The following is a 26,942-nucleotide window of genomic DNA, read 5'->3' on the forward strand; positions in this document are numbered from 1 at the left end:
GGCAGGGCGGTCAGCCGAGGAAGTAGAAGGCGCCGCAGATCACCACGCCCGAATACAGCAGCATGATCAGGCAGTAGCCCATGATGTCGCGCGCGCCGAGGCCGACGATGCCGAGCAGCGGCAGGGCCCAGAACGGCTGGATCATGTTGGTCCAGGCGTCGCCCCAAGCGATCGCCATGGCGGTGACGGTGGGCGACACGCCGAGGGCCTGCGCCGCCGGCAGCATGATCGGCCCCTGCACCGCCCACTGGCCGCCGCCGGACGGCACGAAGACGTTGACCACGCCGGCGCTGAGGAAGGCCAGTAGCGGGAAGGTGTCGGCCGACGACCAGGAGATGAAGGCCTCGGTGATCTGCCGGCCGAGGGAGATGCCGTCGGCGTTGGCGCCCATCATCATGCCCATGATCCCGGCGTAGAAGGGAAACAGCAGGACGATGCCGCCGATGCCGCGCACGCTCTCGTCCACCGCGCGCATGTAGCGCTCCGGGGTGCCGTGCAGCAGCAGGCCGCAGAACAGGAAGATGGCGATCACCACGTCGAGGCCGAGGACGAAGCCCTTGCTGGCGAAGTGGTTGAACAGGTAGATCGCCGCCATGGCCACCAACGCCAGGCCGAGGATGCGGCTGTCGTCCAGGCGCTGCGCCGGGGTTTCGCGCGCCGGCAGTTGGGCGTGGGATTCCACCAGCTTGGCGGCATCGGCCACCTTGGCGTCCTGGCGCGGGTGCATGGCGCGGTTGAGCAGCGGCAGGCCGATGAACAGCAGGATGACGATGGTCAGGTTCAGCGGGCTGAACAGGGTCTCGCTGATGCCCACCGGCTCGCTCAGCACGCCGGCGGTGATGCGCGCCAGATCCGGGCCGCCGGTGGCCATGGACAGCGGGATGGAGCCGGCCAGGCCGCCGTGCCAGACCAGGAAGCCGGAATAGGCCGAGGCCACCAGCAGCGGGTAGTCCACGCCTTGCACCTGGCGCGCCAGGGCGCGGGCGAACACGGCGCCGATCACCAGGCCGAAGCCCCAGTTGATCCAGCAGCCGAGCAGCGCCACCAGGGTGACCATGATGATGGCCTGGCCCGGCGTGCGCGCCAGGCTGGCCAGGCGGTCGAGCTGGCGGTTGACCACCGGGGCGCTGGCCAGGGCGTGGCCGGTGACGAAGATCAGCGCCATCTGCATGGCGAAACCGAGCAGGGTCCAGAAACCGCTGCTCCAGTGCTGCACCATGGCCGGCAGCGACTGGCCGGTGGAGGAAATGCCGGCGACCAGCACGGCCAGGGTCAGCAGCGCGGAGAACACGAAGGGTGAGGGTAGGTAGCGCTGTACCAGACTCACGCTCAGGCGGGTGAGAGTGTTGAACATGGATGACGCCTCTTTTTTATGGTTGTGAAGTGGGGCTGGCGACCAGGCATGCGAGGTTGGCTGAGCCTGGGGTTGGGGTGGAAATGACAAAGCCCGGCACGAGGCCGAGCTGGTTATCGTCGTTGCCTGGTTGGGCTTCGGGGCTGCGCCCCTCGACCCAAGCTACGGCTTTGGCTTAGCGCTCGATGGCCAGCGCCACGCCCTGGCCGCCGCCGATGCACAGGGTGGCCAGGCCCTTCTTCGCGTCGCGGCGGATCATCTCGTGCAGCAGGGTCACCAGCACACGGCAGCCCGAGGCGCCGATGGGATGGCCGAGGGCGATGGCGCCGCCGTTGACGTTGACCTTGGCCGCGTCCCAGCCCAGCTCCTGGCCGACCGCCAGGGCCTGGGCGGCGAAGGCTTCGTTGGCTTCGATCAGGTCCAGCTCGGCGAGGTTCCAGCCGGCCTTGTCCAGGCAACGGCGGGTGGCCGAGACCGGGGCGATGCCCATGATCGCCGGGTCGACGCCGGCATTGGCGTAGGCCTTGATCCTGGCCAGCACCGGCAGGCCGAGGGTCTGAGCTTTTTCGGCGCTCATCAGCAGCACGGCAGCGGCGCCGTCGTTAAGGCTGGAAGCGTTACCGGCGGTGACGCTGCCGTCCTTCTTGAACGCCGGCTTGAGCTTGGCCAGGGCTTCGGCGGTGGTGCCGGCGCGCGGCTGCTCGTCACGGGCGAAGGCGACGGGGTCGCCCTTGCGCTGCGGGATCAGCACCGGAACGATCTCGGCATCGAAGCGACCGGTCTCGATGGCCGTGCAGGCCTTCAATTGCGAGGCGGCGGCGAAGGCGTCCTGGGCGTCGCGGGAAATCCCGTATTTCTCCACCAGGTTCTCCGCGGTGATGCCCATATGGTAGTCGTTGAAGGCATCCCACAGGCCGTCCAGGATCATGCTGTCCTGCAGCTGGGCGTGGCCCATGCGCAGGCCGGTACGGGCTTTCGGCAGCACGTAGGGGGCCAGGCTCATGTTCTCCATGCCGCCGGCGATGATCACCTCGGCGTCGCCGCAGCGAATGGCCTGGGCGGCCAGGTGCAGGGCCTTCAGACCCGAGCCGCAGACCTTGTTCAGGGTCATGGCCGGTACGGCATGCGGCAGGCCGGCGCGGATCGCCGCCTGGCGTGCGGGGTTCTGGCCGGAGCCTGCGGTGAGCACCTGGCCGAGGATGACTTCATCGACCTGGGCGGCGTCGAGGCCGGTCTGCTCCAGCAGGCGCTTGATCACGATGGCGCCGAGCTCGGGCGCGGGAATCTCCGCCAGGCTGCCCTGGAAGCTGCCGATGGCAGTGCGGGTGGCGGCGACTATGACGACGTCTTGCATGCTTGACTCCTAGGCGAGCGCGAATCGCTCCACGCTGCAGTGCGATACCAGAGCCGTGGGAGGCGCTTTAGCGGCGAGTTTCCAGTCGCGGCTAAAGCCTCTGCCACAAGCCCCATCTGGCCGAACTAAAAACGCCCCGAAGACGCCGTGCGTGGTGGCGCCTTCGAGACGGTAGACAACTTAGAAGCTCATTTCCGGCACGTGGTCGGGGACGATCAGCTTGCCGGCGGTCTTGGCGACGATTTCCTCGACGCTCACCCCCGGCGCGCGTTCGCGCAGGACGAAGGCGTTGTTCTCGATTTCCAGGTAGGCCAGGTCGGTCAGCACCTTGCGGATGCAGCCGCAGCCGGTCAGCGGCAGGCTGCAGTGCTCCAGCAGCTTGGACTCGCCGTCCTTGGAGGCGTGGGTCATGGTGACGATGATGTTGTCGGCGCCGGCCACCAGGTCCATGGCGCCGCCCATGCCCTTGACCAGCTTGCCGGGGATCATCCACGAGGCGATGTTGCCGCGCACGTCCACCTCGAAGGCGCCGAGCACGGTCAGGTCGACGTGGCCGCCGCGGATCATGGCGAAGGACTCGGCCGAGCTGAAGATCGATGCGCCCTTGACCGCGGTGACGGTCTGCTTGCCGGCGTTGATCATATCGGCGTCGATCTCGGCTTCCGTCGGGAAGGCGCCCATGCCGAGCAGGCCGTTCTCCGACTGCAGCATCACCTGCATACCCTCGGGCACGTAGTTGGCCACCAGGGTGGGGATGCCGATGCCGAGGTTGACGTAGTAGCCGTCCTGCAATTCGCGGGCGACGCGCTGGGCCATCTGTTCACGGGTCAAAGCCATGGTCGTCTCTCCTCAGGCGCGCAGGGTGCGTTTTTCGATGCGCTTTTCGAAGCTGCCGCAGATCAGCCGGTCGACGTAGATGCCGGGGGTGTGGATCTGCGTCGGGTCCAGCTCGCCGGGCTCGACTATCTCCTCCACCTCGACCACGGTGATGCGTCCGGCGGTGGCCACCACCGGGTTGAAGTTCTGCGCGGTGTGGCGATAGACCACGTTGCCGAAGTGGTCGGCCTTCCAGCCCTTGACGATGGCGAAGTCGCCGGTGATGGCCGGCTCGAGGATGTAGTGGCGGCCGTTGATCTCGCGCGCCTCCTTGCCCTCGGCGACCGGGGTACCGTAGCCGGTGGCGGTGAAGAAGGCGGGGATGCCGGCGCCGCCGGCGCGCAGCTTCTCGGCCAGGCTGCCCTGCGGGGTCAGTTCGACTTCCAGCTCGCCGGACAGCAGCTGCTGCTCGAACAGCGCGTTCTCGCCGACGTAGGAGGCGACCATCTTGCGGATCTGCCGGTCTTCCAGCAGCACGCCGAGACCGAAACCGTCGACGCCGCAGTTGTTGGACACCACGGTGAGGTCGCGCACGCCGCGGCGGCGGATCTCTTTGATCAGGTTTTCGGGGATACCGCACAGGCCGAAGCCGCCGGCCAGCACGGTCATGCCGTCCTGCAGGCCGTCCAGGGCTTCTTCATAGCTGCCGACGCGCTTGTCGAGTCCGCTCATCTCGGGGTGCCTCTTGTTGTTATCCGGGGTGAGGCCAAGCTTCAGCTCTGGGGAGTGATTTGTTAAGTTTGTTTTTCCTCTGAATTAATCAGGTAAGCAAATCAATGACCGTCAAGCAGCTGCGCGCCTTCCTCGCCGTGGCGCAGAACCTGAGCTTCGCCCAGGCCTGCGAACGCCTGCACCTGTCGCAACCGGCGCTGAGCCTGGCGATCAAGAACCTGGAGGAGTCGCTCGGCGGCCAGTTGCTGGTGCGCACCACCCGCAGCGTGGCGCTGACCCCCGAGGGCGAGACCCTGCTGCCGATCGCCGTGCGCCTGCTGGCCGACTGGGACAACGCCGAGGACCTGCTGCGCCAGCACTTCAGCCTGCAGCTGGGCAGGGTGGCGGTGGCGGCCATGCCCTCGTTCGCCGGCAACCGCCTGCCGGCGGCGCTGCGCGCCTTCCGCGACGCCCATCCGCGGGTGGGGGTGACGGTGCACGACGTGATCAACGAGCAGGTGCTGGAGATGGTGCGCGATCGCCGCGTCGAGCTGGGCATCGCCTTCGAGCCGGCGACCCTCGACGGCCTGCAATTCACCGCGCTGTACGACGACCGCTTCGTCGCCGTGGTGCCGGCCGCCAGCGCCCTGGCCGCCTGCGCCGAGCTGAGCTGGGCGCAGCTGCTGGAACAGCCCTTCATCACCCTGCAGCGGCCCTCGGCGGTGCGCCTGCTGCTGGAGGACAGCGTCATCGCCACGCACGGCAAGCTGCCGGTGGCCTTCGAGAGCCATCAGTTGGTGACGGTGGGGCGCATGGTCGCCGAGGGCCTGGGCGTCAGCGCGGTGCCCAGCCTGTGCCGGCGGCAGATGGAGGAGTTGGGCGCGCGCTGCCTGCCGCTGCGCGAGCCGCAGGTCGCCCGCCGCGTCGGCCTGCTGCACCTGGCAGGGCACCAGCTGTCCCGCGCCGCCCAGGCGCTGAGCGAGACGCTGATGCGCCAGGCGGGGGCCGAGGCTTAGAGGCGGCGCCAGTCCTCGGCGGTGTCGACATCCAGCACCAGACCCGGATCGTCCAGCTCGACGATCCGCACCGCGCCCGGGTGCTGCTGGATGACCGACTTGGCGCCCGTGTCGCCGCTCAGGGCGGCGAGCTGCGGCCAGAAGCGGCGGCCGAACAGCACCGGATGGCCGCGGCTGCCGCCATAGCTCGGCAGCAGGATGCACTCGGCGTCGGCTTGCGCCAGCAGGGCGTCGAGGCTGTCGCGGCGAATCCGCGGCATATCGGCGAGAAAGATCGCCACGGCCTGCGCCGACGATTCGGCCAGCAGGCGCCGCGCCCCGGCGGCCAGGCTATGGCCCATGCCCTGGGCGCTGGCCGGGTCCTGGACGATGCGCACGGCTGCCGGCAGCCCCAGCTCGGCGGGCGTCTCGTCCGGGCGCAGCACCAGCCACACCTCGTTCAGCGCCGCACAGGGCAGCGCCAGGCTGGCGGTCAGCAGCGAGCGGCCGTCGGCCAGGGCCGCGCGGCGCTTGTCGGCGCCGAAACGGCGGCTGTAGCCGGCGGCCAGCATCAGGGCGGCGACGGCGAGGGGCGGGGTGGGCATGGCCATGGGCGGTTTCCACTGCATGGGTGGCGAGGTCGAAGGGGCTTGCCCGCCGGCAAGCGCGGGCGAAGACGGCTCAGCATAACCCGCCACGGGCGCCGCGAGCGCCTCGCCCGGTCACCACGGCTGCAGCTCGGCGCGCTTGAACAGAGGTTCGCTGGCGAGCAGGCGGATGCCATCCGGAGCGCAGTCCAGCAGGCGCCGCTCGCCGTCGGCCACCAGCAGTTCGAGGTCGTGGCCGGCGCCGGCCAGGCAGCGCGAGATGTCCTGCACGGCCTCCCGCACCCAGGGGGTAGCGGATTCGAAATGGCCCAACAGCCTGGCGCCCTTGCGCACCATGAGTCGGTATCTGTTCATGTAGTTCTCGCTCGACGATGGGGCGCTCAGAACGCGCAGTGACTGGCGGCCGCCGATGCGGCGCTGATCTGTCGCGAACATCAAGCCGCTGAGGTGGCGACATGAGCCTGCCCGGTATTCGTCTCGACGCGCTGCTCACCGGCCGCGCACAGCCGTTCAGTCGACCGGGTTCGCGCAGCGCCATCGACAAGCGACCGCTTCGGCGTCGCCACGCTGGCCCTGCGCGTGCAGCAGTCCGGGCGCACCGGCTGGTACTACCGGGTGCTGCAAGAGGGGGTGGTCGGCGCCGGCGAGCACCTGCAACTGGTCGAGCGCGCCCATGCCGACTGGCCACTGAGCCGTCTCTCGGCGGTGCTGTTCGACAAGCGGGTGGAGAGCGAACTGCTGCGCGAATGCCTGACCCTGCCGCTGGTGCCGTCGTGGCGGCGCACCCTGGAGCGGCGGCTGGAGCAGGGCAGGTCGAGGACTGGGCACCTCGCCTGCAGGGCCGGGACGCGGCCGAATAACGCCGCACCGGCCACCGATCGCCGGCGCGGCAAGCGGATACGAATGCTTCTACACTGGACTCGCGCGTTGATCTGCGGCTGTCCAGTACCGGCGCAGGGCGCTTTCCTGGGGGCAGCATGAGCCGGCTGATCTGCGCCGACTTCGACGAGTTCGAAGAGGCCTTGTACGGGGTCGAGGGGCATTACGTGCTGCGTTCGCGGCAGCAGCGCGACTGGCGTTTGCGCGTGGTCGAGCTGGACGGCGTGGCCCTGATGTTCGGCCGCGAGGGCGCCGGTACCGTCTACAGCGGCGTCGGCCTGCCCGGTTTCTTCAATATCTTCCTGCCCCTGAGCCGGCACGAGTGCACCGTGCTGGGCGGCCAGCGCCTGGATCGGCGGCTGATCGGCTGGATGGTACCCGAGGCGATGTTCCATATCGACGCCAGCCAGCCGGCGAGCTGGATGACCGTGGCCATGTCCTGCGAACTGGTGCTGCGCTGGGCGCAGCAGCACGAGGACGAGTTCGACGCCTCGATGCTTGCGCGCAATCTGGTCTGCCTGGCCCAGCAGGACCTGGCGCCGCTGGTCTGGCTGGCGCTGCGCCTGCTGCGCATCGACCACTGTGCACCGCAGGAGCTGCATGCCCCGGCGGCCGAGTGCGCGGCGCGCGGCGAACTGCTGGACCGGGTGTTCCGCAGCCTGTTGCCGGTGACGCCGGCGCCATCCGCCGCCGCTGGCCGGCACAACCACCAGTCGATACTGCGCCGGGCCCTGGAACTGCTCGACGCCATGCCGGATACCCCGCTGCACATGGCCGACCTGTGCCAGGCCTGCCACACCTCGGAGCGCACGCTGCGCAACCTGTTCACCCGCTACCTGGGCATGAGCCCGCACCGCTACCTGATGCAGCACCGCCTGCACGCGATTCGCCGCGCCATCCTGCACGCGGCGGCGGGGGAGACCATCACCGAGATCTGCGCGCGCTTCGGCGTGTGGGACTTCGGCCGTTTCGCCGGCCTCTACCGGCGCTACTTCGGCGAGCTGCCGTCGCAGTCGCTGCGCAGCCGCCGTTCGCGGCCGCCGTCGCTCAGCCAGGGTTGACGCCGCGCAGCAGGGTGACGCTGGGGTACTCGCCGAACAATGCGTGGTAGTCCGCCGCCATGCGCCCGCAATCGGTGTAGCCGAAGCGCCGGGCGATCTCCGTGACGCTGCTCTGATGCTGATCGGCGACCGCCAGGGCGGCGCGCAGCAGGTGCAGGCGGCGCAGGCGCAGATAACGTGCCGGCGCCATGCCCAGGGTGGCGACGAAGGCGCTGCGCAGGGTGCGTTCGCTGACCCCGACGCTGCGGCACAGCTCGGCCAGGCGCGGCGGGCGCCCGCAGCCGAGCGGCAACGACTCCAGCACCCGCTGCAGCAAGCGCTCGTGAGAGGCCTGCCGGGCGCGTTGGCGCGGCGTGATGCGCGGTGGCATGGCAGTGTCCTGGCGAGGGCGACGCCTCCAGACTGGGCCGAGACGGGCGCTGCGACTACGTAAAACAGGCAAATCCACGGCGCCTGGCAACTTTGCCGATTTTACGTAGCTGCCTGCTGCCGCGCGCAGCGACCATCGATGCATCGCTCGCCATCCGCTGCCCCGGCATTCGGCGCCCTGACGAGCCCCCCTGAAGCGTTCGAGCGTGGTCGACGCGAGTGGAGGCGATATGAGTCTGTCGCAGTGTCGAATGGGCATCCTGAGCCTGCTGCTGGCCGCCGCGCCCGCTGCTGTGCGGGCTGAGGCGCTGGGCCCGCAGGTGCTCGAGGTCGAGCCGTTCGTCGAGCTGCCCGCCGGGGTGCGCTACCCGGAAGGGCTCGCCGCCAACCCGGGCAACGGTGAAATCTACGTCGGCACCTTCGATGCGCGCGAACCTGCCAGCGTGCGCAACAACCAGCTGCTGCGCTATGCCGCCGATGGCCGGCTGCTGGCGCAACGCGCCTTTGCCGCGACGCCGCTGACCGGCGTGGGTTATGCCGATGGCCAGATTTATATCCTCAACTTCGGCGCCGGCAAGCTGCAACGCATCGCGGCCGATTTCACCGCGGACAGCCCGGTCGAGGACCTGCTCGACTTCCCCCGGCTCAGCCCGGCCGTGCCCGCCCCGCGCAACGTGGCCAACCCGGACGGCAGCCAGGACCGGATCCACTTCGGCGCCAGCGGCATGCCGGCGCCCAACGGCCTGGTGTTCGCCGGCAATGGCGATCTCTATGTCTCCGACTCCTTCCAGGGCGCGCTGTATCGCATCGCCAATGCCACGCGCTGCGCGCCCTGCATGCTGGAAGTGCTGTCGCGCGATCCGCTGCTGGCCACCGCGGGCTTTCTGCCGTTCGGCGCCAATGGCCTGGCCTTCAATGCCGACGAAAGCCGGCTCTATATCAACAACGCCGGCGACGGTCGCCTGCTGCGCCTGAACCTGGCGAGCGGCGAGTTGCGGGTGCTGGCCGAGAGCCTGCCGGGAGCCGACGGCTTGCTGTTTCACGACGGCCTGCTGTGGCTGCTGGCCAATCAGGTCGACCAGCTGCTCGGCCTCGACGAACGCGGCCTGATCCGCGTGCGCGCGGGCGGCTTTCAGGGCATCGCCGGCAACGGCGCGCCGCGCGGCCTGCTGTTTCCCGCCAGCAGCGTGGTGCAGGGCGAGTGGATGCTGGTCAGCAACCTGGCCCTGCCGCTGACGCCCGCCGAGGGCGACGAGTGGGAGGAGCGGGTAAGCACCTGGAACCTGATGCGCGTGCGCCTGCCGCCGTCGCTTAGCAGAGGAGCGTCTGCCAATGCCGCAATACCCTGAACCACCGCTGAACCACGGCCGTCGCCACCTGCTGCTCGGCTCCGCCGCGCTGGCCACGGCGCTGCTGTTACCCCTGGGCGGTTGCACGCGCGGCAGTGGCCCCGCGGCAAGCCGCCCGCAACCAGAGAATGGAGAGCGCAAGACCATGGGCACTATCACCACTCGCGACGGCACCGAGATCTATTACAAGGACTGGGGCACTGGCCCGGTTGTGGTGCTCAGCCACGGCTGGCCGCTCAACGCCGACAGCTGGGAGGCGCAGATGATGTTTCTCGCCAGCAACGGCTACCGGGTGATCGCCCATGACCGTCGCGGCCATGGCCGCTCCAGCCAGCCCTGGAGCGGCAACGAGATGGACACCTATGCCGACGACCTGGCCCAGTTGCTCGATCAGCTGGACGTGCGCGGCGCCGCGCTGTTCGGCTTCTCCACCGGCGGCGGCGAGGTGGCGCGCTACATCGGCCGCCACGGCACGGCGCGGGTGGCCAAGGCCGGGCTGATCGCGGCGGTGCCGCCGCTGATGGTGCAGACCGAGGCCAATCCCGGCGGCCTGCCACTTTCGGTGTTCGACGGCATCCGCGCCGCTTCCCTGGCCGACCGCTCGCAGCTGTACCGCGACGTCGCCAGCGGCCCCTTCTTCGGCTACAACCGCCCCGGCGCCAAGGCCTCCCAGGGGGTGATCGACGCCTTCTGGATGCAGGGCATGATGGCCGGGCACAAGAACGCCTACGACTGCATCAAGGCCTTCTCCGAGACCGATTTCACCGAAGACCTGAAGAAGTTCTCCATCCCCACGCTGATCCTGCACGGCGACGACGACCAGATCGTCCCGGTGGACGCCGCCGCACGCGCATCGGCCAGGCTGGTGTCGCACGCCAAGCTGGTGATCTACCCCGGCGCCCCGCACGGCATCACCGACACCCACAAGGAACAGCTGGGCGCCGACATGCTGGCCTTCCTGCGCAGCTAGGCGGCAGCGTTGTTCGCCCCCATTGAGAGGTCATTCACATGAGCAGCAAGACAGCCCTGATCGTGGTGGATATCCAGAACGATTACTTTCCCGGCGGCCTGTGGACCCTGAGCAAGGTCGAGGCCGCCGCGGCCAAGGCGGCGCAGGTGATCGCCGTGTTCCGCGAGCGCGGCGATCTGGTCGTGCATATCCGCCATGAGTTCACCAGCGCCGACGCGCCGTTCTTCCGCCCCGGCAGCGAAGGCGCGCAGCTGCACCCCAGCGTGATCAATCAGCCTGACGAGCCGGTGGTGCTCAAGCACTACATCAACTCCTTCCGGGAAACCGAGCTCAAGGCCGTGCTGGATCGGCACGCCATCGAGGCCGTGGTGGTGGTGGGCAACATGAGCCATATGTGCGTGGACGGCATCACCCGCGCCGCCGTGGATTTCGGTTACGCCACCACCGTGCTGCACGATGCCTGCGCCACCCTCGATCTGGAGTTCAACGGCGTGAAGGTGCCCGCCGAGCAGGTACATGCGGCCTTTATGGCGGCGCTCCGCTTCGGCTACGCGCCGGTGATCTCCACGGCCGAGTACCTGCAGGCGCTCTAGGAGGCCCCATGAAACAGAGCATGACGTTGGTCGCGATGCCGGGGGCAATGCCGCTGGGCGCCGAGCGGGGGCGAGGTGGCCACGGCGCCCTGGCGGGCGAATCAGTAGGTCATCTGCTCGATGACCTCCATGGGGTTGGAGATGCCGCCGCTCCAGAATGCGTTCCAGATCTGATCGACTTGGGATCTAATGGCGCCTGTGATCACTGTGTATGACTGCCTGAGTTATGAGGTGGTGCGTAGGCGCGGATTATCCACGCCGTACAGCGTGTTGTGGAAATGCCTTAGGCGTAATCACTGATCAAAGAGAGCACGTCGTCGATGAAACGGCCCTCGGCGGGGTCAGTCCCGTCACGCAGGTAGCCCGGTAGCATTTGCTGGAACTCGCTGCGGTCGGCCGGCGTGAACTCCAGCAAGGCTTCGAGCATGGCGGGGCGCAGCAGGCGGCGATTGTCCGGGGTGTCTGGCAGGGCAGGGCGGATGATCTGCTGATCCAGGTAGAGCAGTTTCTCGCGCAGGCTGGTGCCGCCTTCCTGGGCGATGCACTTGGCGTGCTGGCTCTGCTCCTCGGCGACTTGCTGGATGATCTGTTCTTCGGGCTGTTCTGGCTCTGCCTCTATGACAGGCTCGGTGCGCAGGGCGGCTAGCTCCTGGAGGATAGGTTCGAGTTGCAGCTTGGCATTGCGAAACCAGTCCACCGACCAGATGCGACGAATGCGCCAGCCTAGCTGTTCCAGCACGCTTTGGCGCAGGCGGTCGCGGTCGCGGGCTGACTTGGCCGAATGATAGGCCGCGCCATCGCACTCGATGCCCATCAGGTAGCGACCAGGCTGGCCGGGATCGCGCACTGCGAGATCGATGAAGAAGCCGGCGACACCTACTTGCGGCTCGCACTGATAGCCATGGCGCTCCAGGGCTTCGATGACAGCAACTTCGAAGTCGCTGTCTGAGGCTCTGCCTGTCTCGCGGATATGTGGCATATGCCCGGATTCGGCGAACTGCAGGAAGTCGCGCAGGGCCAGTACGCCACGACTGGATGTGCCTGTCGCAACCACGTCGCTGGCAGTGAAGGAGGCGAACACCTGCATGCGCTTCTTGGAACGGGTATACAGCACGTTGAGGCGACGCCAGCCGTCAGCGCCGTTAATGGGGCCAAAGCGCTGGGGCACGCTGCCGCCGATCTCCATTGGGCCGTAGGTGGTGGAGATGTAGATGACGTCGCGCTCATCACCCTGGACGTTCTCCAGGTTCTTAATGAATAGAGGCTCGTCGCTTTCTTCGTTACGACTGAAGGCTTCCTGCAGTGCTGGGTTCTGCTTGGCGAGTTGCTCCAGAGCGCGGTCGATTTGTTCGGCTTGCTTGACGTTCATGGCTACGACGCCGAGCGACTCTTCGGGGCGGTGTAGCAAATGGTGTTCGATGGCCTTGGCGACGATATCGGCTTCTTCAACATTGCGTTGTTCGACGAAGCGGCCGCGAGACACACGTACAAACTTCACGCCGAATTCGTTCGATTCGCGGTGAGGTGATGGGTAGACCACCAGGTTGCTGTCGTAGAAGGCTTTGTTGGAGAAGGCGATCAGGCTTTCGTGGCGCGAACGATAGTGCCAACGCAGACGGCGCAGCTTGAACAGCGGCATGGCCGCTTCGAGGATGCTTTCCGAATCCTGCGCCAGAGAGAGCTCGTCGCTTTCTTCGTCATCATCGCCACCTTGGCGGGAGAAGAAACTGGTGGGCGGCAGCTGTTTGGGGTCGCCGACGACAACTAGCTGGCTGCCACGAGAGATGGCACCGAGGGCTTCTTCCGGCCGCATCTGCGAGGCTTCGTCCATGACGATGATGTCGAAGTGCACTTTGCCGGCCGGTAGGTACTGAGCAACGGCCATGGGCGACATCATAAAACAGGGCTTCAGCCCTTGCAGCGCCTCGGGGGCGCGCAGCATGAGCGAGCGAATGGATTCGTGGCGAGTCTTCTTGCCCGCCTCGTGTTTGAGCAGGGCGAGCTGAGTGCGATCCTTTACCTTGCCGGAGTTGTTGCCTTCCGGAACCTTGTGTTGATCGATCTTTGCCGCCAACTGCTCGCGTTGCAGTTTGGTGAGCTGGCTGTCTATCTCGGCAAAGCGAGCGCGGATGGCCTCCTGATCCTTTCCTGAGAATTGTCCCAGCGCTGGATTGTTTTCGAGTATCTGTTTGGCCCAGAGATCCATAAGGCCCAGCAGGCAAGCATCTTTGACTCTATCCGCCGCAAGTGTTTGGTTCTCGGTGGCGAAGATCACCGCTTCAAAGCCCAAGTCCGCAAGTCGCTTGCGCAGGCGGCGGTACTCCAGCCAGTGTTCGAGCAGCTCTTCATTTTGCGCTGCCCACTGCAGGCGTTGTTTGAGGGCTGTGAGGTCGTCCAGATCGACGCGCTTCCACCAATGCGCCGGTTCTACTTCGGCTTTTTCGATAAAGCCCGCAAAGGCTTGCTCCCAGGCCCGCAGAGCCTCCGCCAGTTGCTGGCCTAGGGTGTTCCAGTCACTAACCAGTTGTTCGGCCTGCTTGGTATTGCAGGCTGCAAGTTGGGGCACCAGCAGGTGGCGTATCGATAGCGCCATGATCGGGCGAACGAAGGACACGGTGTGGCGCCAGGCAATCAGGCGGCCACGCGCCTCGGCCAGGTTATCGAAGCGGGGCAGCTCTTCTCCCGCCAAGCACGCGAGCAGCTCGGCATTGTTCTGCAGGGCTGCGGCGCGCTCCTGCCAGCTCTCAACCGCTTGTGCGAGTGCCAGTACGCGGCCGGTTGTCGGGGCCTGCTCGCTAATCAGCGGCAGTAGCGCATCGAGTGCGCCACCCAGCTCCTTGATGAGCCGCATATACAGGCCATGGGGAGCTAACAAGTCTTCTGACTTGAGTTGGTGGCCATCCAAGAGGAGAGTGTTTTCCAGCTCACTGCGATGGGATAGTACGTCCGAGAGGTACTCTTTCAATTCGCTGGCATCGCCCAGAAAGTGCTCCAGCACCTGGGCACTTTCTTTGAGCAGATACTCTGCAATCCAGACGCTGCCACCGAAGCCGCGCCCACACTTGTCCCTCAGTGTGCGGTACCAATTGCGCAGGGCAATCAGCTCGGCGGTTTTGGTTCCTTCATCTCTGAAGTGCTCGCCGAGCGCCTCGCGGAAGGTGGGCTCGGTTGCCAGGCGGTTTTGCTGACGCTTGTAGGCTATGCCGTCTGGCAGTGCCTGAAGAGCCGCCTTCAGTTTGATGCCTGGCCGTACCATGGCAAGAACTTCGGCCTTGGCTGCTCGCCAGCCACTTTTGAACCAGCGGAACAATGAGCTGTCAGCGAGCACGCGCTGCAGGTCTTCAAGCCGTGTGTGATTGGTTAGGCGGTCGAGGGTGAAGACGCTGGCGGATTGCGCTTCGAGCTGTTTGATGTCGGCTAAAAGCTCACTGAGCTCGGGAAGTATTCTGTCCAGCGAGGCATCTTCGAAACGTTTGTGGCGCCACTCCGCCAGGGCAATAGGCATCTGTAGCAAGAGCTCAAGCAACAGACCCAGCTGCTCGATGCCCTGCTTGTCAGTTTTGAGCGACTGGATGGCTGGTGCTTTCGCGATGGTTTGAATCAGCAGTTGAGCTTTGGGGGCTTCATCAATGAGCTCTTGGGCTTCTTGGATCAGCTCCAGAAGGTCATCCAGTTTCAGGCCGTTACTGTCGTTGTGCTGCCGTATCTGTGCGCAGGATTTCTTGATCGTTTCGAGGGCTTGAGGAGATCCGATGACGCTGGGGTGCAAGGCCTGGCGCAGGTTTACTTGTTGCTCCATCAACTGGTCCATGCCTTCTAGCCAGGCCTGGAGCGCCTCACAGCTGGAGGCATCGAGCCGGCTGATTAAGTCCCAATCCTCGTCGCCTTTGGGCATTGGCATGGCCGTGAGGGCGCTTGCCAACTGCTGGGTGGCTTTGGGGGAGAGCGAGGCAACCTCAGCTGCTTTAAGGCTGGTCGAGGCTGTGGTTCGCGCCGCGCCTAGCTCATCAAGTGCTGTTATTGCGTTTTTCAGCTGGAGCAGGAGGTCGGATCGCTCTAGCCCGCTTATTTGCGTCTTGGTGCAGCCAAACCATGGGTGAGTTTCAAGTTGGCCGCTCTGGCCTGCTTCCTCAGCCGTTTTGGTGTAGATGTGAGCAAAGTAACCTGCCTGCTCATGAACTTGGTTTCTATCCAGGTTGGCTGTGCTAGCAGGGTGGAAGTCGGCAGGGCGGATGGCCAGGCTTTCACGCAAGCGTGTGGCTTGCATCAGAACCTGGTGAGCAGTCAGCCCGGTATTGGAATGGATAGTGTGCAGCTGTCGGACATGATCGTTGAGTTGCTGCTTCAGTCGCTCGTAGTTGTTGATCAAGTCGTTCAGCTGACCTGGCTGGCGGTAGCTGCCTCGGTTACTGATACGCTGCCCAATGCTGGCGGCCACTGCGCTCTTCTGGCTTTTGTGGCTGTGTAGTTCCAGGCAGAACTCTCCCAGTCCGGCGCGCGTTAGCCGGTTTTTAACAACCTCCAACGCAGCGCGTTTTTCCGCTACGAAGAGCACTTTTTTGCCCTGTGCCATGGCCGCGGAGATCATGTTGGTGATGGTCTGCGATTTGCCAGTGCCGGGCGGCCCCTCGATCACCAAGTCTTCGCCAAGCATTACATCGACCAGTGCGCTGTGTTGTGAGCTATCCGCGTCATCAATCAGCGGGTAGTTCTGGTGTACATCTTGGAGTTCGTCGATGGCGTGCTCGCTGCTGAATCCATTGGCAGCAGATTCGGGGCGTTCGCTATCTGCTAGGCCAATCAGCCTCTGCACCAGGTTGCTCTGGAGTAGCACCTGATTTTTGCCAGGCTCAAGGTCCAGATACATCATCAGCTTGCCAAACTCGAACAAGCCCAAGGAGGCAAAGCGGTGCAGCTTCCAGTCAGGCTTCACTTCGAGAACGGTCTCCCGTACACGAGCGAAATACTCTTCGGGCAGCAGATCTTCAGTGATGCGTGGCAGTGCAATGCCGAAGTCGCGGCGTAGTTTTTCCCGTAGCGAGAGATTGGTGAGGATGTCTTCGCCGGTATACAGAACCTCGTAGTCGAAGGTTGCTGTTTTGGGGTTGAGCTTCCCTTTCTCCAGGCGGACGGGTAGCAACATGAGAGGGGCGAGGCGCGCGCTGTTCTTCCCGACTATTGACTCGTCCCATTCGAGGAAGCCGAGTGCCAGGTAGAGGATGTTGGCGCCGGTTTCATCCAGAGAGAGGCGCGACTGCGCATGCAGGATCTGCAGTCGTGACTCAAGCTCTGTGGGGTAATACAGGGTTTGGATGGCGTCGTCAGCGTGCTTGTCGCTAGGCTCCTCTGAGCATGAAGGCAGCTCGTAGCTGGTTTCCATGCCGAGGATCTGTGCCCAAGTCTCCGCAGTTGGCGGTTTCTTGAGCTCACTGACACTACCTGTTTGTTCGTCGTACTTGAGGTAGCCCTGCTCGATCAGCTGGCGCTCTGTCGGTTCGGGAACCGGAGCGAAACGCATAGTCTGATCGCTCGTCAGCGATTCGAAAAGCTGATCAGGAAGCTCGTCGATAATTCGCGCAAAACGCTTGGAGCGAGCATGAGAGAAGTTCAGCAGCCTGTTTCTCGCACTGAGATCAAGAAGGCGGCTACGCAGCTTTTCCAGGCTTTCCGGGCTTTCGCTGGTAGGGTCATCAAGATCCTCCCAGCTGGATTGGCTGTCGATTTCGCTCTCTTGATTGCTGGCCTTCCAGTTTTTATCGAGGCGAAACACCGAGCCGCCTCGGCCGCTTCCTTTCTGCAATTTGCCTAACGCGATCAAGTCTTCCCGAATTGACCAATAGTCTTCGTCGGTAACGGCGAAGTCGTGAAGCTCTGCCTTCTGTTCAAGGCGCTGCTTCAGTGTCTTATTGCCTACTGCGGCGCCGTCTCCAGGGACCAGATCCAGTATCCAGTCCTGCACGAGCTTCCTTTCATTGGCTGTCAAAGGCCGGTTGGCTGGAGATTGCGCCGTCATGTAATTCATCCATCGGGAAACGTAGAGGCAGATGCAGGCCGAGCTTGTCGAGTCAGGACAGCTGGGATGGCGGGGGCTTAGGAGGCGCCTGAGGCGCTACTGCACTTGCTGAAGCCGTCCCTGGTGTCGTGCGGCAAAACTGTGACTGCGTTCGCGTCACAGTAGCGGGCTGACTGGATGTGGTAAAGCGTAATGGCGTCTTAGTAGCCCCAGGCTGCCGAATGCGCGGGTTTTGCAGATTTCCGGTATTGCGCTCAGGGCACTGATTTATCAAGCGGAACATCCTCACCCTGCAGAAAATCCTGGGTCACTCCAGCCTGGCCATGACCATGCGCTATGCGCACCTGGCGCCGGATCATCTGCAGGATGCTGTTCGATTCGGGCCGCTAGGCAACGTAAGCGCTTAGTGGCTTCCTATCGCCACTGGTCTGTCCCGGGCTGATGCTGCACTAGTCCCCGTGAGCCTACCCAGTGCCAGTTCGTCTCGAAGCTTTGGCAGGATGGCCCGAAGCTCTGTCGGTTGGTAGGTGTGTGACAGTTCGAGCAGTGGCTGTGCCGTCTGCTCAAGTTCGGTTGGAATAGGACGGCCATAGGCGCCAGTAAGTAAGCGCTCGACCTCTCGGCGGCGCTGGCGAGCCTCGATTTCCTTGTCTGAAAGGATGGGCTCTGCCAGCTTGCTTTCGTCCTGGGGGCTGGAGAAGTCTGGGACAAGCTCCATTAGCTCTTTGTAGTCGGCCTCGGTTAGGCCGAGTTCATCACGCTCAACCATGTTCACTACCTTGTCAAAGACGGCTTCGTAGCGTGCGACGTATTGCCGGGCTCGCTTACGCGCCAGCCTTTCGCTCTTTGTTTTCAGGGTGCGTCTGACTTCTCGCTGGCCATGGAGCAAGGCTCGCAATGGTCGTGGAATCACGATGCGGAAGTAGAAGGTTCCGTGTCGGTTGCGTGTGAGGTAGGAGGGGGGAGGGTTTCATGGTGGGCACCGAAGCGATGCCCCACATGAGTGTCACACCTCAGTGTCACACCGGCCTGGAGCGGCCGGTAGACTGAGCACAAAAGCCTATGAAATCAAGCTCTTGTGTGGTTGATGGTGGGCCGGGGTAGTCTGAAACGAAATTGCATCCTATTGAAAAATAACGTTTAAATCCGGTTAAGGTTTTCCATGGAATACCATTTGGAATACCGGTAGATGGATTTGAACTCGGGACGCTTAGGGCGATTTATCTAGGTTGCTCCATTGCTCCATTGCTCCAGGCGTGAGGTACGGTAGCTAAAAAAAACCGGGGCTGAGTTCGAATGCGTCGGTTGGTGTCAGTGTGGTCTTCTTACTAGTCGTGACCGAGAAAACCTCTCCTAAATTCTCCTACTGTCATTCCAGTAGGCTCTCGCTGCAGCGGTCGCTCAAGGTCCCCTATGGTCATATTGCTGGTGTCGATATGATTCGTGCTGGCTCTCTGGTGGGGGCGTTTTTTTTCTGATTTCACTTCATCTTTCTTGGCTTTATCTGCCGCCTGCTTGATCAGTTGTTCGAGCATGGCGGTTTTGGTTTTTCCTTCTCGTGCGGAGAGGTGGTCAAGTTGGGCCTTGGCTTCGGTAGATAGCTCGAAACTGCACGATATTTTGTCTGTGTTGTTTCTTCTCCGCTCCCTCATGGCCCATGCCTGCTTCATGTCGTCAAGCAGTCGGGTTGTTTCTGGAGTACTCGGCAGCTGCCGCGCCCACTCCAATATGTTGGTCCTTGCATTGCGGCCGGTGCTTCCTGGAGCTTTCAGCTCTTTCTTCAGGAGATAACTAGATGCCCAGTCCCGCAGGTCCTTGCTGTCCTCAAGCCAAGCGAACATTTCCTGGCTGATATCGATTCTGCATTCCATTCAATTTCTCGGGTGCCGGTTTTCTTGGGGGATTAGTGTAATGATATAACGATTGCTTCATGTAATTTTCTTAGTATTCTTCATGAATTCTACTAAGTATTTTAGCCGTCGTATACACAGTAAAAAACATGAGTAATCGAAATTTGGCCAGGCAGGCTATTTCATTATTAAGTAAAAATTTAAAGTCAATAAATACAATTACTTACGCGTTATTTGCATTGTAAATTACACAGTAGAATTAAGGGTTTGCAATGTGGAAGAACCTTCTGCCTATCGTTCTGGTACGAATTTCTATAGAAGCGCTGAAGAGTTGGACACCAAGGTGGCCAACCGGCAACGGATGCTGTTGGTTGTGATGGGGGAGGGGGTGAGAGGACTACTGGCTTGCTGAAATCCGCAGGCCAGGCCGCTAGGTAGTACCGATACGGTATGTGGACAATCCCTTGTGATGCGGTGCTCAAACGACTAAGAGCGGGCCGGGCCAGTAGGCTGCTGAATAGGCACTGCGGGGTTGAGGGCTAGATTGGCGATGCTCCTGGGCGCGGGTGACTGCTGAAACATTGGGCAAGGGTGAGCGAGGCTTCTGCGTACGTATTTTCTTACAAAACCCGCCAATCCCATGAACGAATACGAGGAGCCACGTTCATGAGGATCATCCGCCTGAAAGAAGTCATCGACTCGACCGGTCTGGCCCGGTCAACCATCTACAAGTACGTCAAAGAAGGGACTTTCCCCTGCCCGATTTCCTTAGGGGACCGTTGCGTCGGTTGGCTGGAAAGTGAGGTGCAAGATTGGATCCTGGCCAGGGTCGAAGAGCGCGATCTGGACAAGGAGGCACAGAGTGGCCCGGGACTCCTGGAGGAGTAGCTCTGACGATTACTGTAAGCGCCATGGTCGGCAGTGAGCCGATCATGGCGTTTATGCCGGCAGGAGACAGTAGGTGCTCTCAGCTAACTCTCTCGGCACACCGCTCGGCAATTCTCTGGATGGCTTGGCAATGTTGCTCCCCATTGCCAAGCCTCTCGGGGCTCCAGGAAATCAGGCATATGGCTACGCCAAGGCATGCGTTCGATAGTTTTTTGCCGGAGTGAGGGTAGAGCCAAAAACACCAGTGTGGTTGGAGCATGCGAGGCTACATTCCCAAGCCTGTCGAGGAAGGTTTTCTCGGTGTGGGTAATATGCTTTTACTATTACCTACTACCCGTAGGGTTGGGACCTCTCCAACATGGCATGTACCTACCGGTGTCTCCAGTAGAGGGACTATCAGGCAGGTAGTTCAGTGTCCGGTAACGGTTAAAAGATACTGAATGGACACAGGTTATGAAACTCAACTGAGGAGTAGTAACCATGCGTCTGCGTCGACATCCACAGAACCCCAACCTCCACCTGCACTACGACGATACCTTCGAAGGCCTACCAGTGATGGTCGAGAAGGGCCCCTTCATTAGCCAATGCCTGGCTCGTCTGAAATGCACCATATACCGAGCACTTGACCAATATCCCAGGGTGCTGGCCTTCAGAGTGGACCTCCATCTGCCACGGGGTATCGAGTTACCTGACTACGTCTACACGAATGAAGTCATCAGCAGGTTCTTCGCTTCCTTCAATGCAAAGATCGAGTGCAACCGTGACAAGGCGCGTGAGCGGAACCAGTACGCCCATGACTGCAAGGTCCGCTACGTCTGGGCCAGGGAAGTGGGATGGGGGCAGCGACCGCATTACCACCTGCTGATCCTGCTCAATCGGGATGCCTACTACACACTAGGTCGGTTACGTTCTGAGAGGGCCAACAATATCAGCCGCATCGAAGAGGCCTGGGCCAGTGCGCTGGGGTTGTCAGTCGATGAGGTCGAAGGGCTCGTGCATATTCCTGTCAACGCAGAGTATCGAATAGACCGGTATGTCTGTCCTGGCGATGTGGATCAGTTGCCAGCGCTGTTCCGTCGTGCCAGCTACCTGTGCAAGGCGGCTACAAAGTCGTATGGGGACCGCCAACGAGGCTTCGATACCAGCAAGGGATGACGCCTAGCTATATCTGCAGTGTCGAGCAGATGGAGCAAGCCAGCTGTTCTCACTCCTCTCATCTGTAGGGTGCAGGAAAATCAGCGACTCAACCGTCGGCTACTGGTTCGACGTCGGTCGAGCGGTTAAGGTTCGGCATCGATCAAGACATCTCGCAGGGACGCGGCGCGCAACAGATGCCGTCGCGCCAGCCGAAGTATCGTGAGAAGAAAAAAGAAAGCTACGGCTACGAACCGCTTATGGGCACTTGCGTCTGGTGCCATCAGGGCAACGGGTATTCATGGCAAGGAGCTGGTGCATTGCGGGTCCCGTTACCCCTTTCCGCTGAAGCACCTTGGTACGTGGATGTGGCCGGTTCATCAAGAATTGAGGAGTGTTGCCCTTGGCCAACCCACGCTCTTTGGTATTTGCCCTCTACACCCATTGGCCAGTGGTTGAGTGGTTGGTACAACGCTCTCGAGAGCAGCCTGCTTTCGAGGCGGATCAGGTGCTGGCATTGATCGGCAAGGTAGACCCGAGCATGACGCTGGATGCGCGTGAAGGCGTCTTGCGGGCGCTGATCAACACTGAAATTCTTCGGGTGCTACCGCGCGATGAGCTGCTCCAGCTCGATGCTCATGTGCTCGAGTTCGTACGCGGCCTTACCCGTGAGCATGAGCTGGGGCTTTCCGCCGTACTTCAGGCCCGGGTACAGGGTATTCGCGAGGCCACGGGGCGACTGAGTGATGCGGTGGAACGCCGCGATCTCGATCTCTTGCGTCAGTCTGCCGTGCAACTGGCTGAGTTGTTCCGTCAGATTTCCCAGCAGTTGGATCAGGACCGTCATGCCATTCTCGAGATTGCCGAGAAGGCCAAGGGCGCAGACGTGCAGATGCCGGCCGAGCGCCGCTATCGCCAAGTGTTGCAGGCCTATGACGACTATGTGGAGCCGATGGCGGCGATGATGGACAGCGGCCCGGGGGGCAGCTTCTATCGTTTGCTGGAGGAGTCCGAACGGCGTCTGGATTTCAGTCTGGAGGTGCTCACCGCACAAGGTGCGTTGTACACCCTGCGCTTGCTGGTGCGTCAAGCTGGTTTCCAGGCCAAGGAGCTTCGTAGGTTGGGGCGCGAGGTGCTCAAGCAATGCAGCGACACGCTGTTGCCATTGCGTGAGGAGCTGCGCCGGCACAACAGCCTGTCGGCGGCCGTCAGTCAGTTGCTGGGGCAGGTTCGCAAACGAGGCCTGACGCGCGCATTCCGTCATGCTGACTTGCCGCTCTGGCGTGCTGAGCGACCGCGCCGAGTTTCGGTGGCTGATGAGGTACGTACCATCATGGCCGAGGCGCGCGACTTTAAGGCTGTGAGCCTACCTTTTCCACAGGAGGCGCCGGTCCTGTCGGTGGCCGAGCTGCAGTTGGTCGATGGCGTTGAGCTGCGTGATCGTCTGGCGGATAGCGTGCCGGTGCCCAGCTTGCTCGACTGGTTACGTACGCACTACGTACATCTCAATGATGCCACCTTGTTACGCCTTTACCACGAGCTGATTAATGAGCCGGATTGGCTCTTCGAGCAGGCCGACGAGCAGCGAACCTCGGAGTTGGACAGGCTGCGCGTCACTCACTATCCCCACGGAATCTTCGCGCGATGACTCAAGCCGCCACCCTTTATCTCGGGCGATTACCGCACCTTGGCGAACTGTTTGATCTGTTCAATGCCGGGAAACACCTCAACCGCGTGGCTGAGCCGACGCTTTGGGCTGAGCTGGAAAAGGAGCAGGAGCAGTATCAGGCGTTGTTCAGCAGCCTGGGCTTTAGCCTGCGCGTGGATGGACGAGGTTTTGCCTGGTTTCACTTTGACAACGCCAGCAGCAACGTCAGCCGGACGACCCGCCAACTAGCACTGTTGTTCATGCTGCTTTTCGAACTGAAGGCCGACGAGGGAATGCACCTGGCCCGCTTCAGCGACTGGCGTATCGATCGTGACCTACTGGCCATGCTCATGGAGCGCGGTCATGACCTACTCCAAGCCGAAGCGCTGAATGAGGAGTCTTTAGCCGGTCTACTCGATCGGGCCTGCACTTACGGCTTTGCTGAATCGGTGACCGGTGGTTGGCGCCTGTTACCTGCGGTCTGGCGCTACTTGGACCATTTCGAGACGCTGGCCAGCCAACAGGTCGGGGATTTGGACGAGAGTGGTGAGGTGGACGAATTTGGCGAGGTGGCCGTGGAGGATGAGGCGCCGTGATGAGCTATGGATTCCAGCGTCTGGTACTGCTCAATAGTGCGGGCTACCAGCGCGCAGAGCTGCCTCTGGATGCGTCGGTGTCGTTAGTGGCGCCGAACAATACCGGCAAGACTAGCCTGATCAATGCGCTGCAGTTCCTTTTGATCATTGACCGGCGCCGAATGGATTTCGGTGCTTACGATGTGGAGCGCAGTCGGCGCTTCTATTTTCCGCACAATAGCGCATACATTCTGCTTGAGGTGCTGTTGCCCGAATCGGGTAGCGTGGTACTAGGATGCGTCGGCAAGGGGGTGAGCCACGATTACGAATATTTCGCCTACCGTGGTCCCCTGGATCTGGATGATTTCCGAGTGGCTGACGGCAGCCTGGTCACCCAGCCGCAACTGCTCGCTCACTTAGCCGGGCGCGGGCGTCTCGCCGAGCGCTACAGCGGCAGCGAGTTCACCAGCATGGTTTACGGTAGTGGCCGACGCCAGCGTGGCGATCAGAGTGATTTCACGGTATTCCGTCTGGAGCAGGCCAGCCAGGCCGAGGTCTTCCAGCGCGTGCTGACCCGTACCTTACGCCTGGACCGGCTGCAGTCGAAAGAGGTCAAGGATTACCTGTTGCAGATCTTTAGCCGTGATCTGCCGGACGCCGGGATTGACTTCAAGCAAGAGTGGGACAAGGCCTTCGCCGACGTCAACGCCGATCGCTCGCAGTATCTGGCTGCTCTAAGTCAGCGCGAGCGTATTAGCCAACTCGAAAAGCTGCACGAGGAGCGTCTGCAGCTGCGTGGCAAGTTGAGTTACTTCCGTCCGCTAATCGATCAGGCATTGCTCGATTGGCAAGCCTACTACCAGTCGCAGTCTGCCGAACTGCGACGGGCACGCGAGGCCGTCGAGCTGGCCGAAGAGCGTCTGCAGCGCGAGTTACTAGATTGGGCTGCCGAGCAGGAGCGGGGTAGGCAGCGCGAGGCGTCGCTACAAGCTGAAGATCAGCGCCAGGCTGAGCTTGAGCAGCGCTTCGTGTTGATCGACCGGCGTCAGCAGCTGGTGCAGGCGGTGACGGTTGCCAGATCTGAATATGAAAGGCAGGTGGCGCTGGTGACGCAGGCGCAAGACAGCAGTCTGGATCAGATTCGCCGTGAGTGCCGCCGGGTGCAGCAGGATCTGGATCGCACGGATCGCGAACTGGCCAGTCTTGCCAGCAATCTTTACCAGCACTTGCAGCGGGAGCTGGACGAATTGCAGCTGGCTGCCGTCAACCGGTTGTTGGCACGTGAGACGATGATGCTGGCGGAGGATGAGTTCAGTCTCGATGGTGCGCTGTTGCGTCGTAGTCTGGAGCATTGGTTGCGTAATCCGGAGTACATCGAGCTACCTGGCCTTTGTGTGCAATTGGCAAGTCTGCCTGTACAGCACAGGCAACGAAGCGCAGATGAAATCCGCGAGGAGCAGGCCGAGTTGAGGCAGAGCCTGGCCCAGCTTAACGAGCAACTGCGGGCTGCTGAGGCGATGCGTGAGGCCCAGTTGCTTAAGCAGCAGCTGGAACACGACTATCAGCAAACACAGCGTGATCTCGAAGCGTTCGATCAATTGGTGGCCTTGCGCGAGGTTGCAGGCGAGCGGGCGCAGTCTCTGCAAGACTGCCGAGCGGCCTTGCAACGGCTAGAGGAACGCCTGGTCGGGACGCAGGGCGAAACCCGTCGTTTGCGTGAGCAATTAAAGGCAGTGAATCAGCGGCAGGAGGAGCTCGATCGGCAGCATCGGGAAATCTGCACCAGCCGCGAGCGGCGCAATGACAGCGACCCGCTGTTCGGCTATCTCTCCGAGCTGCCGCAGCATCCCTGGGTGGGGAGTTCCGAGCTGGCGCTCGAGCAATTGGCGGAGCATCTGCGTGAGTACCTGCAGGACTGCAATCGACTAGTGCGCATCGAGGGCGATGTCCGAACTCTGCGCGCCGAGCTGCACGGCGGTGGCCTGACCAAGTATCAGTCGGCCGACGACCCGGACAGTGAGATTGGCCGGATCATCGAGTTCGCTCAGCATCTGCCCCAGGAGTTCGAGGCTATCGAACGTAAAGCGCGTACGGCGGTAGTCAACGTCACTGCCTGCCTGCGCCAACTGCGCGATGGCCTGCATGCTTTCAAGGGCAGGATGCGTCAGTTCAATCAGTTGATCGGTCGGCGTCGGCTGTCCGACCTGGATGTATTCAAGATCGAGCCGGAAGACGAGCGCGAGCTCGTCGAGGCCATCGAGGCGCTAATCAGTACCGCGGAACAGGTGGACTCCGGGCAGACTTTCGAGCTGTTCGATCACGGTAGCGTGCTCGACGATGAGACTCTCAACCGCGCGAAGATGCTGTTGATTCGCGAGGGTGAGGCTCGAGGCCGCCTGGCCGTCGAACATCTGTTCCGCTTGAACTTCATTGTGGGCAAGGAAGGGCGGAGTCCCGAGGCCTTTGCCGATATCGATGGCGCTGCATCCAACGGCACCGTGCTGATGGCCAAACTGGTGACTGGTTTGGCGCTGCTGCATCAGATGCAAGACAAGCGCCACGCGGTGCGTGCAGCTTGTTATCTGGATGAGGCCTTGGCGCTCGACGGTCCTAACCAGACGAGTTTGATCGACACTGCCGCTGAATTTGGCTTCTCGCTGATCTTCGCTTCTCCGGCGCCTCTGGCGACCGCGCGCTATTGCGTGCCGATCAGCCGCCATAACGGTCACAACCAGATCAGTCGCAGGAGTTGGCAGTTGCTCGAGCCGAAAGAGCCGGAGGTTGTAGCGTGAGCCGTAGCCTCGCCGATGCACTGGAGAAGCTGCTGGTTGCGGGTGGGAAGCTGGCTTCCAGTCAGCTCACAACAGCTCAACGTCGTGTGCTGGAAGAGTTCGCACATAAGACTCAGTCGGTCCGCTTGACCACCAGTGGTCGCGGCAGTCTTTATCAGATCATCGGCTACGAGCAGGTTGTGGCCCACCTGTCCCAGCTGCGTCCAGAGCAACGGGAGCAACTGTCGGCTGACCTGCCTCAACGAGCCCTAAATGTGGCTCGTTACCGAGATAGCAAAATGGGGGGAACCAAGCATGCTTTGCAGTATCTGCTTCTAAAAGCAGTCAGCGAGGGGCAGTGTTGGCAAGATGGGAAGGGTAGTGTCCTTGAGTTGTCGATGCTGACTCAGACATGCGGCGTCGCAGGCTTGGCGGTGAGGGTCGGGGATGGTTGGCATACTGGTGAGCCATTGTGGCTGATTGAAAATCAGGCTCTGTTTGACGATACGAGCTGGCTGCCCGCAGGTGCGAGCGGCACCTTGTGCTACTACTCCGGCCAGCTGAGCAGCCTGATGCTCGATTGGTTGACCGAGCAGCCGCGAGCATCAAGGGTGATCCTGTTCCCGGATTACGATGGCATCGGTTTGCAGAACTTCGCCCGCCTTTACGAGCTTCTTGGAGATACCTGCATCTTCTGGCTGATGCCCGACTGGCTGGGGCGCCTGAGACTTTATGGCAATCGGCAGATCTGGCAGGACAACTTTGTCAATTTCCAGGATGCGTTAGGACGGCTGCAGGTTTTAGGAGTGCCCTCCGAACTGGCCGAGCTTTGTAGCGCTATGCAGAGAATGGGCTTGGCGTTGGAGCAGGAAAGTGTGTACCTACTGCCAGAGCAATCTCAGCGTCCTGCGACCACGCAGCCGTCGGATGACCACGATCTGATCGAAATTGCCAAGGCTCGTTTGGGTGAGAAGGCCATCCCCGTAAATCTGGATGACTTATAG

General features: G+C 62.3%; 21 protein-coding genes and 2 pseudogenes. 12 read left to right on the forward strand and 11 right to left on the reverse strand.

Features of this window, described 5'->3' with window-relative positions; genetic code table 11:
• Nucleotides 1-10: 10 nt before the first annotated feature.
• The 4 genes from ACIGFL_RS03965 to ACIGFL_RS03980 all read right to left on the reverse strand — a co-directional run bounded on the left by ACIGFL_RS03965 (nt 11) and on the right by ACIGFL_RS03980 (nt 4,256).
• Nucleotides 11-1,354: a short-chain fatty acid transporter gene (locus tag ACIGFL_RS03965; RefSeq protein ID WP_397496206.1), complete on the reverse strand. Its 1,344-nt coding sequence runs from the start codon at nt 1,352-1,354 to the stop codon at nt 11-13.
• 175 nt (nt 1,355-1,529) lie between these two features.
• Nucleotides 1,530-2,708, reverse strand: a complete 1,179-nt coding sequence (locus ACIGFL_RS03970) for an acetyl-CoA C-acetyltransferase (RefSeq protein WP_397496207.1) — start codon at nt 2,706-2,708, stop codon at nt 1,530-1,532.
• A gap of 180 nt (nt 2,709-2,888) precedes the next feature.
• Nucleotides 2,889-3,545 (reverse strand): CoA transferase subunit B, encoded by a 657-nt coding sequence (locus ACIGFL_RS03975; RefSeq protein ID WP_397496208.1) that lies wholly within the window; start codon nt 3,543-3,545, stop codon nt 2,889-2,891.
• Between the two features lie 12 nt (nt 3,546-3,557).
• Nucleotides 3,558-4,256: a CoA transferase subunit A gene (locus ACIGFL_RS03980; protein ID WP_021443594.1), complete on the reverse strand. Its 699-nt coding sequence runs from the start codon at nt 4,254-4,256 to the stop codon at nt 3,558-3,560.
• A 104-nt stretch (nt 4,257-4,360) separates the two neighbouring features.
• Between ACIGFL_RS03980 and ACIGFL_RS03985 the strand changes: the two genes are divergently transcribed.
• Nucleotides 4,361-5,251, forward strand: a complete 891-nt coding sequence (locus ACIGFL_RS03985; RefSeq protein WP_021443593.1) for a LysR family transcriptional regulator — start codon at nt 4,361-4,363, stop codon at nt 5,249-5,251.
• Here the strand turns inward: ACIGFL_RS03985 and ACIGFL_RS03990 are convergent.
• Together ACIGFL_RS03990 and ACIGFL_RS03995 are read right to left on the reverse strand one after the other, a co-directional pair.
• On the reverse strand, nt 5,248-5,841 hold the full coding sequence (locus tag ACIGFL_RS03990; RefSeq protein WP_397496209.1) for an NTP transferase domain-containing protein: 594 nt from the start codon (nt 5,839-5,841) through the stop codon (nt 5,248-5,250). The two genes, ACIGFL_RS03985 and ACIGFL_RS03990, sit on opposite strands and share 4 nt — an antisense overlap.
• A gap of 111 nt (nt 5,842-5,952) precedes the next feature.
• On the reverse strand, nt 5,953-6,192 hold the full coding sequence (locus tag ACIGFL_RS03995; RefSeq protein ID WP_031302844.1) for a hypothetical protein: 240 nt from the start codon (nt 6,190-6,192) through the stop codon (nt 5,953-5,955).
• 189 nt (nt 6,193-6,381) lie between these two features.
• Here ACIGFL_RS03995 and ACIGFL_RS04000 point away from each other — a divergent pair.
• Both ACIGFL_RS04000 and ACIGFL_RS04005 read left to right on the forward strand, forming a co-directional pair.
• Nucleotides 6,382-6,698, forward strand: a pseudogene (locus tag ACIGFL_RS04000) (3-alpha domain-containing protein); the annotation flags it as partial.
• Between the two features lie 117 nt (nt 6,699-6,815).
• On the forward strand, nt 6,816-7,778 hold the full coding sequence (locus ACIGFL_RS04005; RefSeq protein WP_397496210.1) for a helix-turn-helix domain-containing protein: 963 nt from the start codon (nt 6,816-6,818) through the stop codon (nt 7,776-7,778).
• Here ACIGFL_RS04005 and ACIGFL_RS04010 read toward each other — a convergent pair.
• Nucleotides 7,765-8,148: a helix-turn-helix domain-containing protein gene (locus tag ACIGFL_RS04010; RefSeq protein ID WP_021442926.1), complete on the reverse strand. Its 384-nt coding sequence runs from the start codon at nt 8,146-8,148 to the stop codon at nt 7,765-7,767. The two genes, ACIGFL_RS04005 and ACIGFL_RS04010, sit on opposite strands and share 14 nt — an antisense overlap.
• Before the next feature lie 229 nt (nt 8,149-8,377).
• On the opposite strand from ACIGFL_RS04010, the gene ACIGFL_RS04015 reads away from it, so the two are divergent.
• From ACIGFL_RS04015 to ACIGFL_RS04025, 3 genes are all read left to right on the forward strand, one after another.
• Nucleotides 8,378-9,496 carry an SMP-30/gluconolactonase/LRE family protein gene (locus ACIGFL_RS04015; RefSeq protein WP_397496211.1) on the forward strand — a complete coding sequence of 373 codons (1,119 nt, stop codon included), beginning with the start codon at nt 8,378-8,380 and terminating at the stop codon, nt 9,494-9,496.
• A 145-nt stretch (nt 9,497-9,641) separates the two neighbouring features.
• The gene (locus ACIGFL_RS04020; protein ID WP_397496622.1) at nt 9,642-10,466 is read left to right on the forward strand and encodes an alpha/beta fold hydrolase; all 825 of its coding nucleotides are present in this window, start codon (nt 9,642-9,644) and stop codon (nt 10,464-10,466) included.
• Between the two features lie 38 nt (nt 10,467-10,504).
• Nucleotides 10,505-11,059, forward strand: coding sequence for a cysteine hydrolase family protein (locus tag ACIGFL_RS04025; protein ID WP_397496212.1), 555 nt, complete (start codon nt 10,505-10,507; stop codon nt 11,057-11,059).
• A 283-nt stretch (nt 11,060-11,342) separates the two neighbouring features.
• Here ACIGFL_RS04025 and hhe read toward each other — a convergent pair whose 3' ends face one another.
• The 4 genes and pseudogenes from hhe to ACIGFL_RS04045 form a co-directional block, all read right to left on the reverse strand.
• A complete protein-coding gene (hhe, locus tag ACIGFL_RS04030; protein WP_397496213.1) occupies nt 11,343-17,072 on the reverse strand; it encodes a DUF4011 domain-containing anti-phage protein Hhe in 5,730 nt (1,909 codons plus the stop codon).
• A gap of 403 nt (nt 17,073-17,475) precedes the next feature.
• Nucleotides 17,476-17,841, reverse strand: a complete 366-nt coding sequence (locus ACIGFL_RS04035; RefSeq protein WP_397496638.1) for a hypothetical protein — start codon at nt 17,839-17,841, stop codon at nt 17,476-17,478.
• 69 nt (nt 17,842-17,910) lie between these two features.
• Nucleotides 17,911-17,985, reverse strand: a pseudogene (locus tag ACIGFL_RS04040) (hypothetical protein); the annotation flags it as partial.
• 415 nt (nt 17,986-18,400) lie between these two features.
• Entirely contained in the window at nt 18,401-18,943 is a 543-nt protein-coding gene (locus ACIGFL_RS04045; protein WP_397496214.1) for a ribbon-helix-helix protein, CopG family, read from the reverse strand.
• 645 nt (nt 18,944-19,588) lie between these two features.
• On the opposite strand from ACIGFL_RS04045, the gene ACIGFL_RS04050 reads away from it, so the two are divergent.
• From ACIGFL_RS04050 to ACIGFL_RS04075, 6 genes are all read left to right on the forward strand, one after another.
• A complete protein-coding gene (locus ACIGFL_RS04050; RefSeq protein ID WP_397496215.1) occupies nt 19,589-19,810 on the forward strand; it encodes a helix-turn-helix transcriptional regulator in 222 nt (73 codons plus the stop codon).
• 480 nt (nt 19,811-20,290) lie between these two features.
• A complete protein-coding gene (locus tag ACIGFL_RS04055; protein ID WP_397496216.1) occupies nt 20,291-20,965 on the forward strand; it encodes an inovirus Gp2 family protein in 675 nt (224 codons plus the stop codon).
• Between the two features lie 382 nt (nt 20,966-21,347).
• The gene (locus ACIGFL_RS04060) at nt 21,348-22,592 is read left to right on the forward strand and encodes a hypothetical protein (RefSeq protein ID WP_397496217.1); all 1,245 of its coding nucleotides are present in this window, start codon (nt 21,348-21,350) and stop codon (nt 22,590-22,592) included.
• Entirely contained in the window at nt 22,589-23,188 is a 600-nt protein-coding gene (locus tag ACIGFL_RS04065; RefSeq protein WP_397496218.1) for a condensin complex protein MksE, read from the forward strand. Before ACIGFL_RS04060 ends, ACIGFL_RS04065 begins: the two co-directional genes overlap by 4 nt.
• Nucleotides 23,188-25,959, forward strand: a complete 2,772-nt coding sequence (locus tag ACIGFL_RS04070; protein WP_397496219.1) for a hypothetical protein — start codon at nt 23,188-23,190, stop codon at nt 25,957-25,959. The genes ACIGFL_RS04065 and ACIGFL_RS04070 overlap by 1 nt, the downstream gene beginning before the upstream one ends.
• A complete protein-coding gene (locus ACIGFL_RS04075) occupies nt 25,956-26,942 on the forward strand; it encodes a hypothetical protein (protein WP_397496220.1) in 987 nt (328 codons plus the stop codon). The genes ACIGFL_RS04070 and ACIGFL_RS04075 overlap by 4 nt, the downstream gene beginning before the upstream one ends.

Origin of the sequence: Pseudomonas sp. NPDC077649 (genome assembly GCF_044542855.1) — a bacterium.
Classification (GTDB): Bacteria; Pseudomonadota; Gammaproteobacteria; order Pseudomonadales; family Pseudomonadaceae; genus Aquipseudomonas.

Coding starts and splice junctions, on each gene's coding strand:
- ACIGFL_RS03965 (WP_397496206.1), bottom strand. CDS start 1,354: ATGTTCAACACTCTCACCCGCCTGAGCGTGAGTCTGGTACAGCGCTAC.
- ACIGFL_RS03970 (WP_397496207.1), bottom strand. CDS start 2,708: ATGCAAGACGTCGTCATAGTCGCCGCCACCCGCACTGCCATCGGCAGC.
- ACIGFL_RS03975 (WP_397496208.1), bottom strand. CDS start 3,545: ATGGCTTTGACCCGTGAACAGATGGCCCAGCGCGTCGCCCGCGAATTG.
- ACIGFL_RS03980 (WP_021443594.1), bottom strand. CDS start 4,256: ATGAGCGGACTCGACAAGCGCGTCGGCAGCTATGAAGAAGCCCTGGAC.
- ACIGFL_RS03985 (WP_021443593.1), top strand. CDS start 4,361: ATGACCGTCAAGCAGCTGCGCGCCTTCCTCGCCGTGGCGCAGAACCTG.
- ACIGFL_RS03990 (WP_397496209.1), bottom strand. CDS start 5,841: ATGGCCATGCCCACCCCGCCCCTCGCCGTCGCCGCCCTGATGCTGGCC.
- ACIGFL_RS03995 (WP_031302844.1), bottom strand. CDS start 6,192: ATGAACAGATACCGACTCATGGTGCGCAAGGGCGCCAGGCTGTTGGGC.
- ACIGFL_RS04005 (WP_397496210.1), top strand. CDS start 6,816: ATGAGCCGGCTGATCTGCGCCGACTTCGACGAGTTCGAAGAGGCCTTG.
- ACIGFL_RS04010 (WP_021442926.1), bottom strand. CDS start 8,148: ATGCCACCGCGCATCACGCCGCGCCAACGCGCCCGGCAGGCCTCTCAC.
- ACIGFL_RS04015 (WP_397496211.1), top strand. CDS start 8,378: ATGAGTCTGTCGCAGTGTCGAATGGGCATCCTGAGCCTGCTGCTGGCC.
- ACIGFL_RS04020 (WP_397496622.1), top strand. CDS start 9,642: ATGGGCACTATCACCACTCGCGACGGCACCGAGATCTATTACAAGGAC.
- ACIGFL_RS04025 (WP_397496212.1), top strand. CDS start 10,505: ATGAGCAGCAAGACAGCCCTGATCGTGGTGGATATCCAGAACGATTAC.
- hhe (WP_397496213.1), bottom strand. CDS start 17,072: ATGACGGCGCAATCTCCAGCCAACCGGCCTTTGACAGCCAATGAAAGG.
- ACIGFL_RS04035 (WP_397496638.1), bottom strand. CDS start 17,841: ATGGTTGAGCGTGATGAACTCGGCCTAACCGAGGCCGACTACAAAGAG.
- ACIGFL_RS04045 (WP_397496214.1), bottom strand. CDS start 18,943: ATGGAATGCAGAATCGATATCAGCCAGGAAATGTTCGCTTGGCTTGAG.
- ACIGFL_RS04050 (WP_397496215.1), top strand. CDS start 19,589: ATGAGGATCATCCGCCTGAAAGAAGTCATCGACTCGACCGGTCTGGCC.
- ACIGFL_RS04055 (WP_397496216.1), top strand. CDS start 20,291: ATGCGTCTGCGTCGACATCCACAGAACCCCAACCTCCACCTGCACTAC.
- ACIGFL_RS04065 (WP_397496218.1), top strand. CDS start 22,589: ATGACTCAAGCCGCCACCCTTTATCTCGGGCGATTACCGCACCTTGGC.
- ACIGFL_RS04070 (WP_397496219.1), top strand. CDS start 23,188: ATGAGCTATGGATTCCAGCGTCTGGTACTGCTCAATAGTGCGGGCTAC.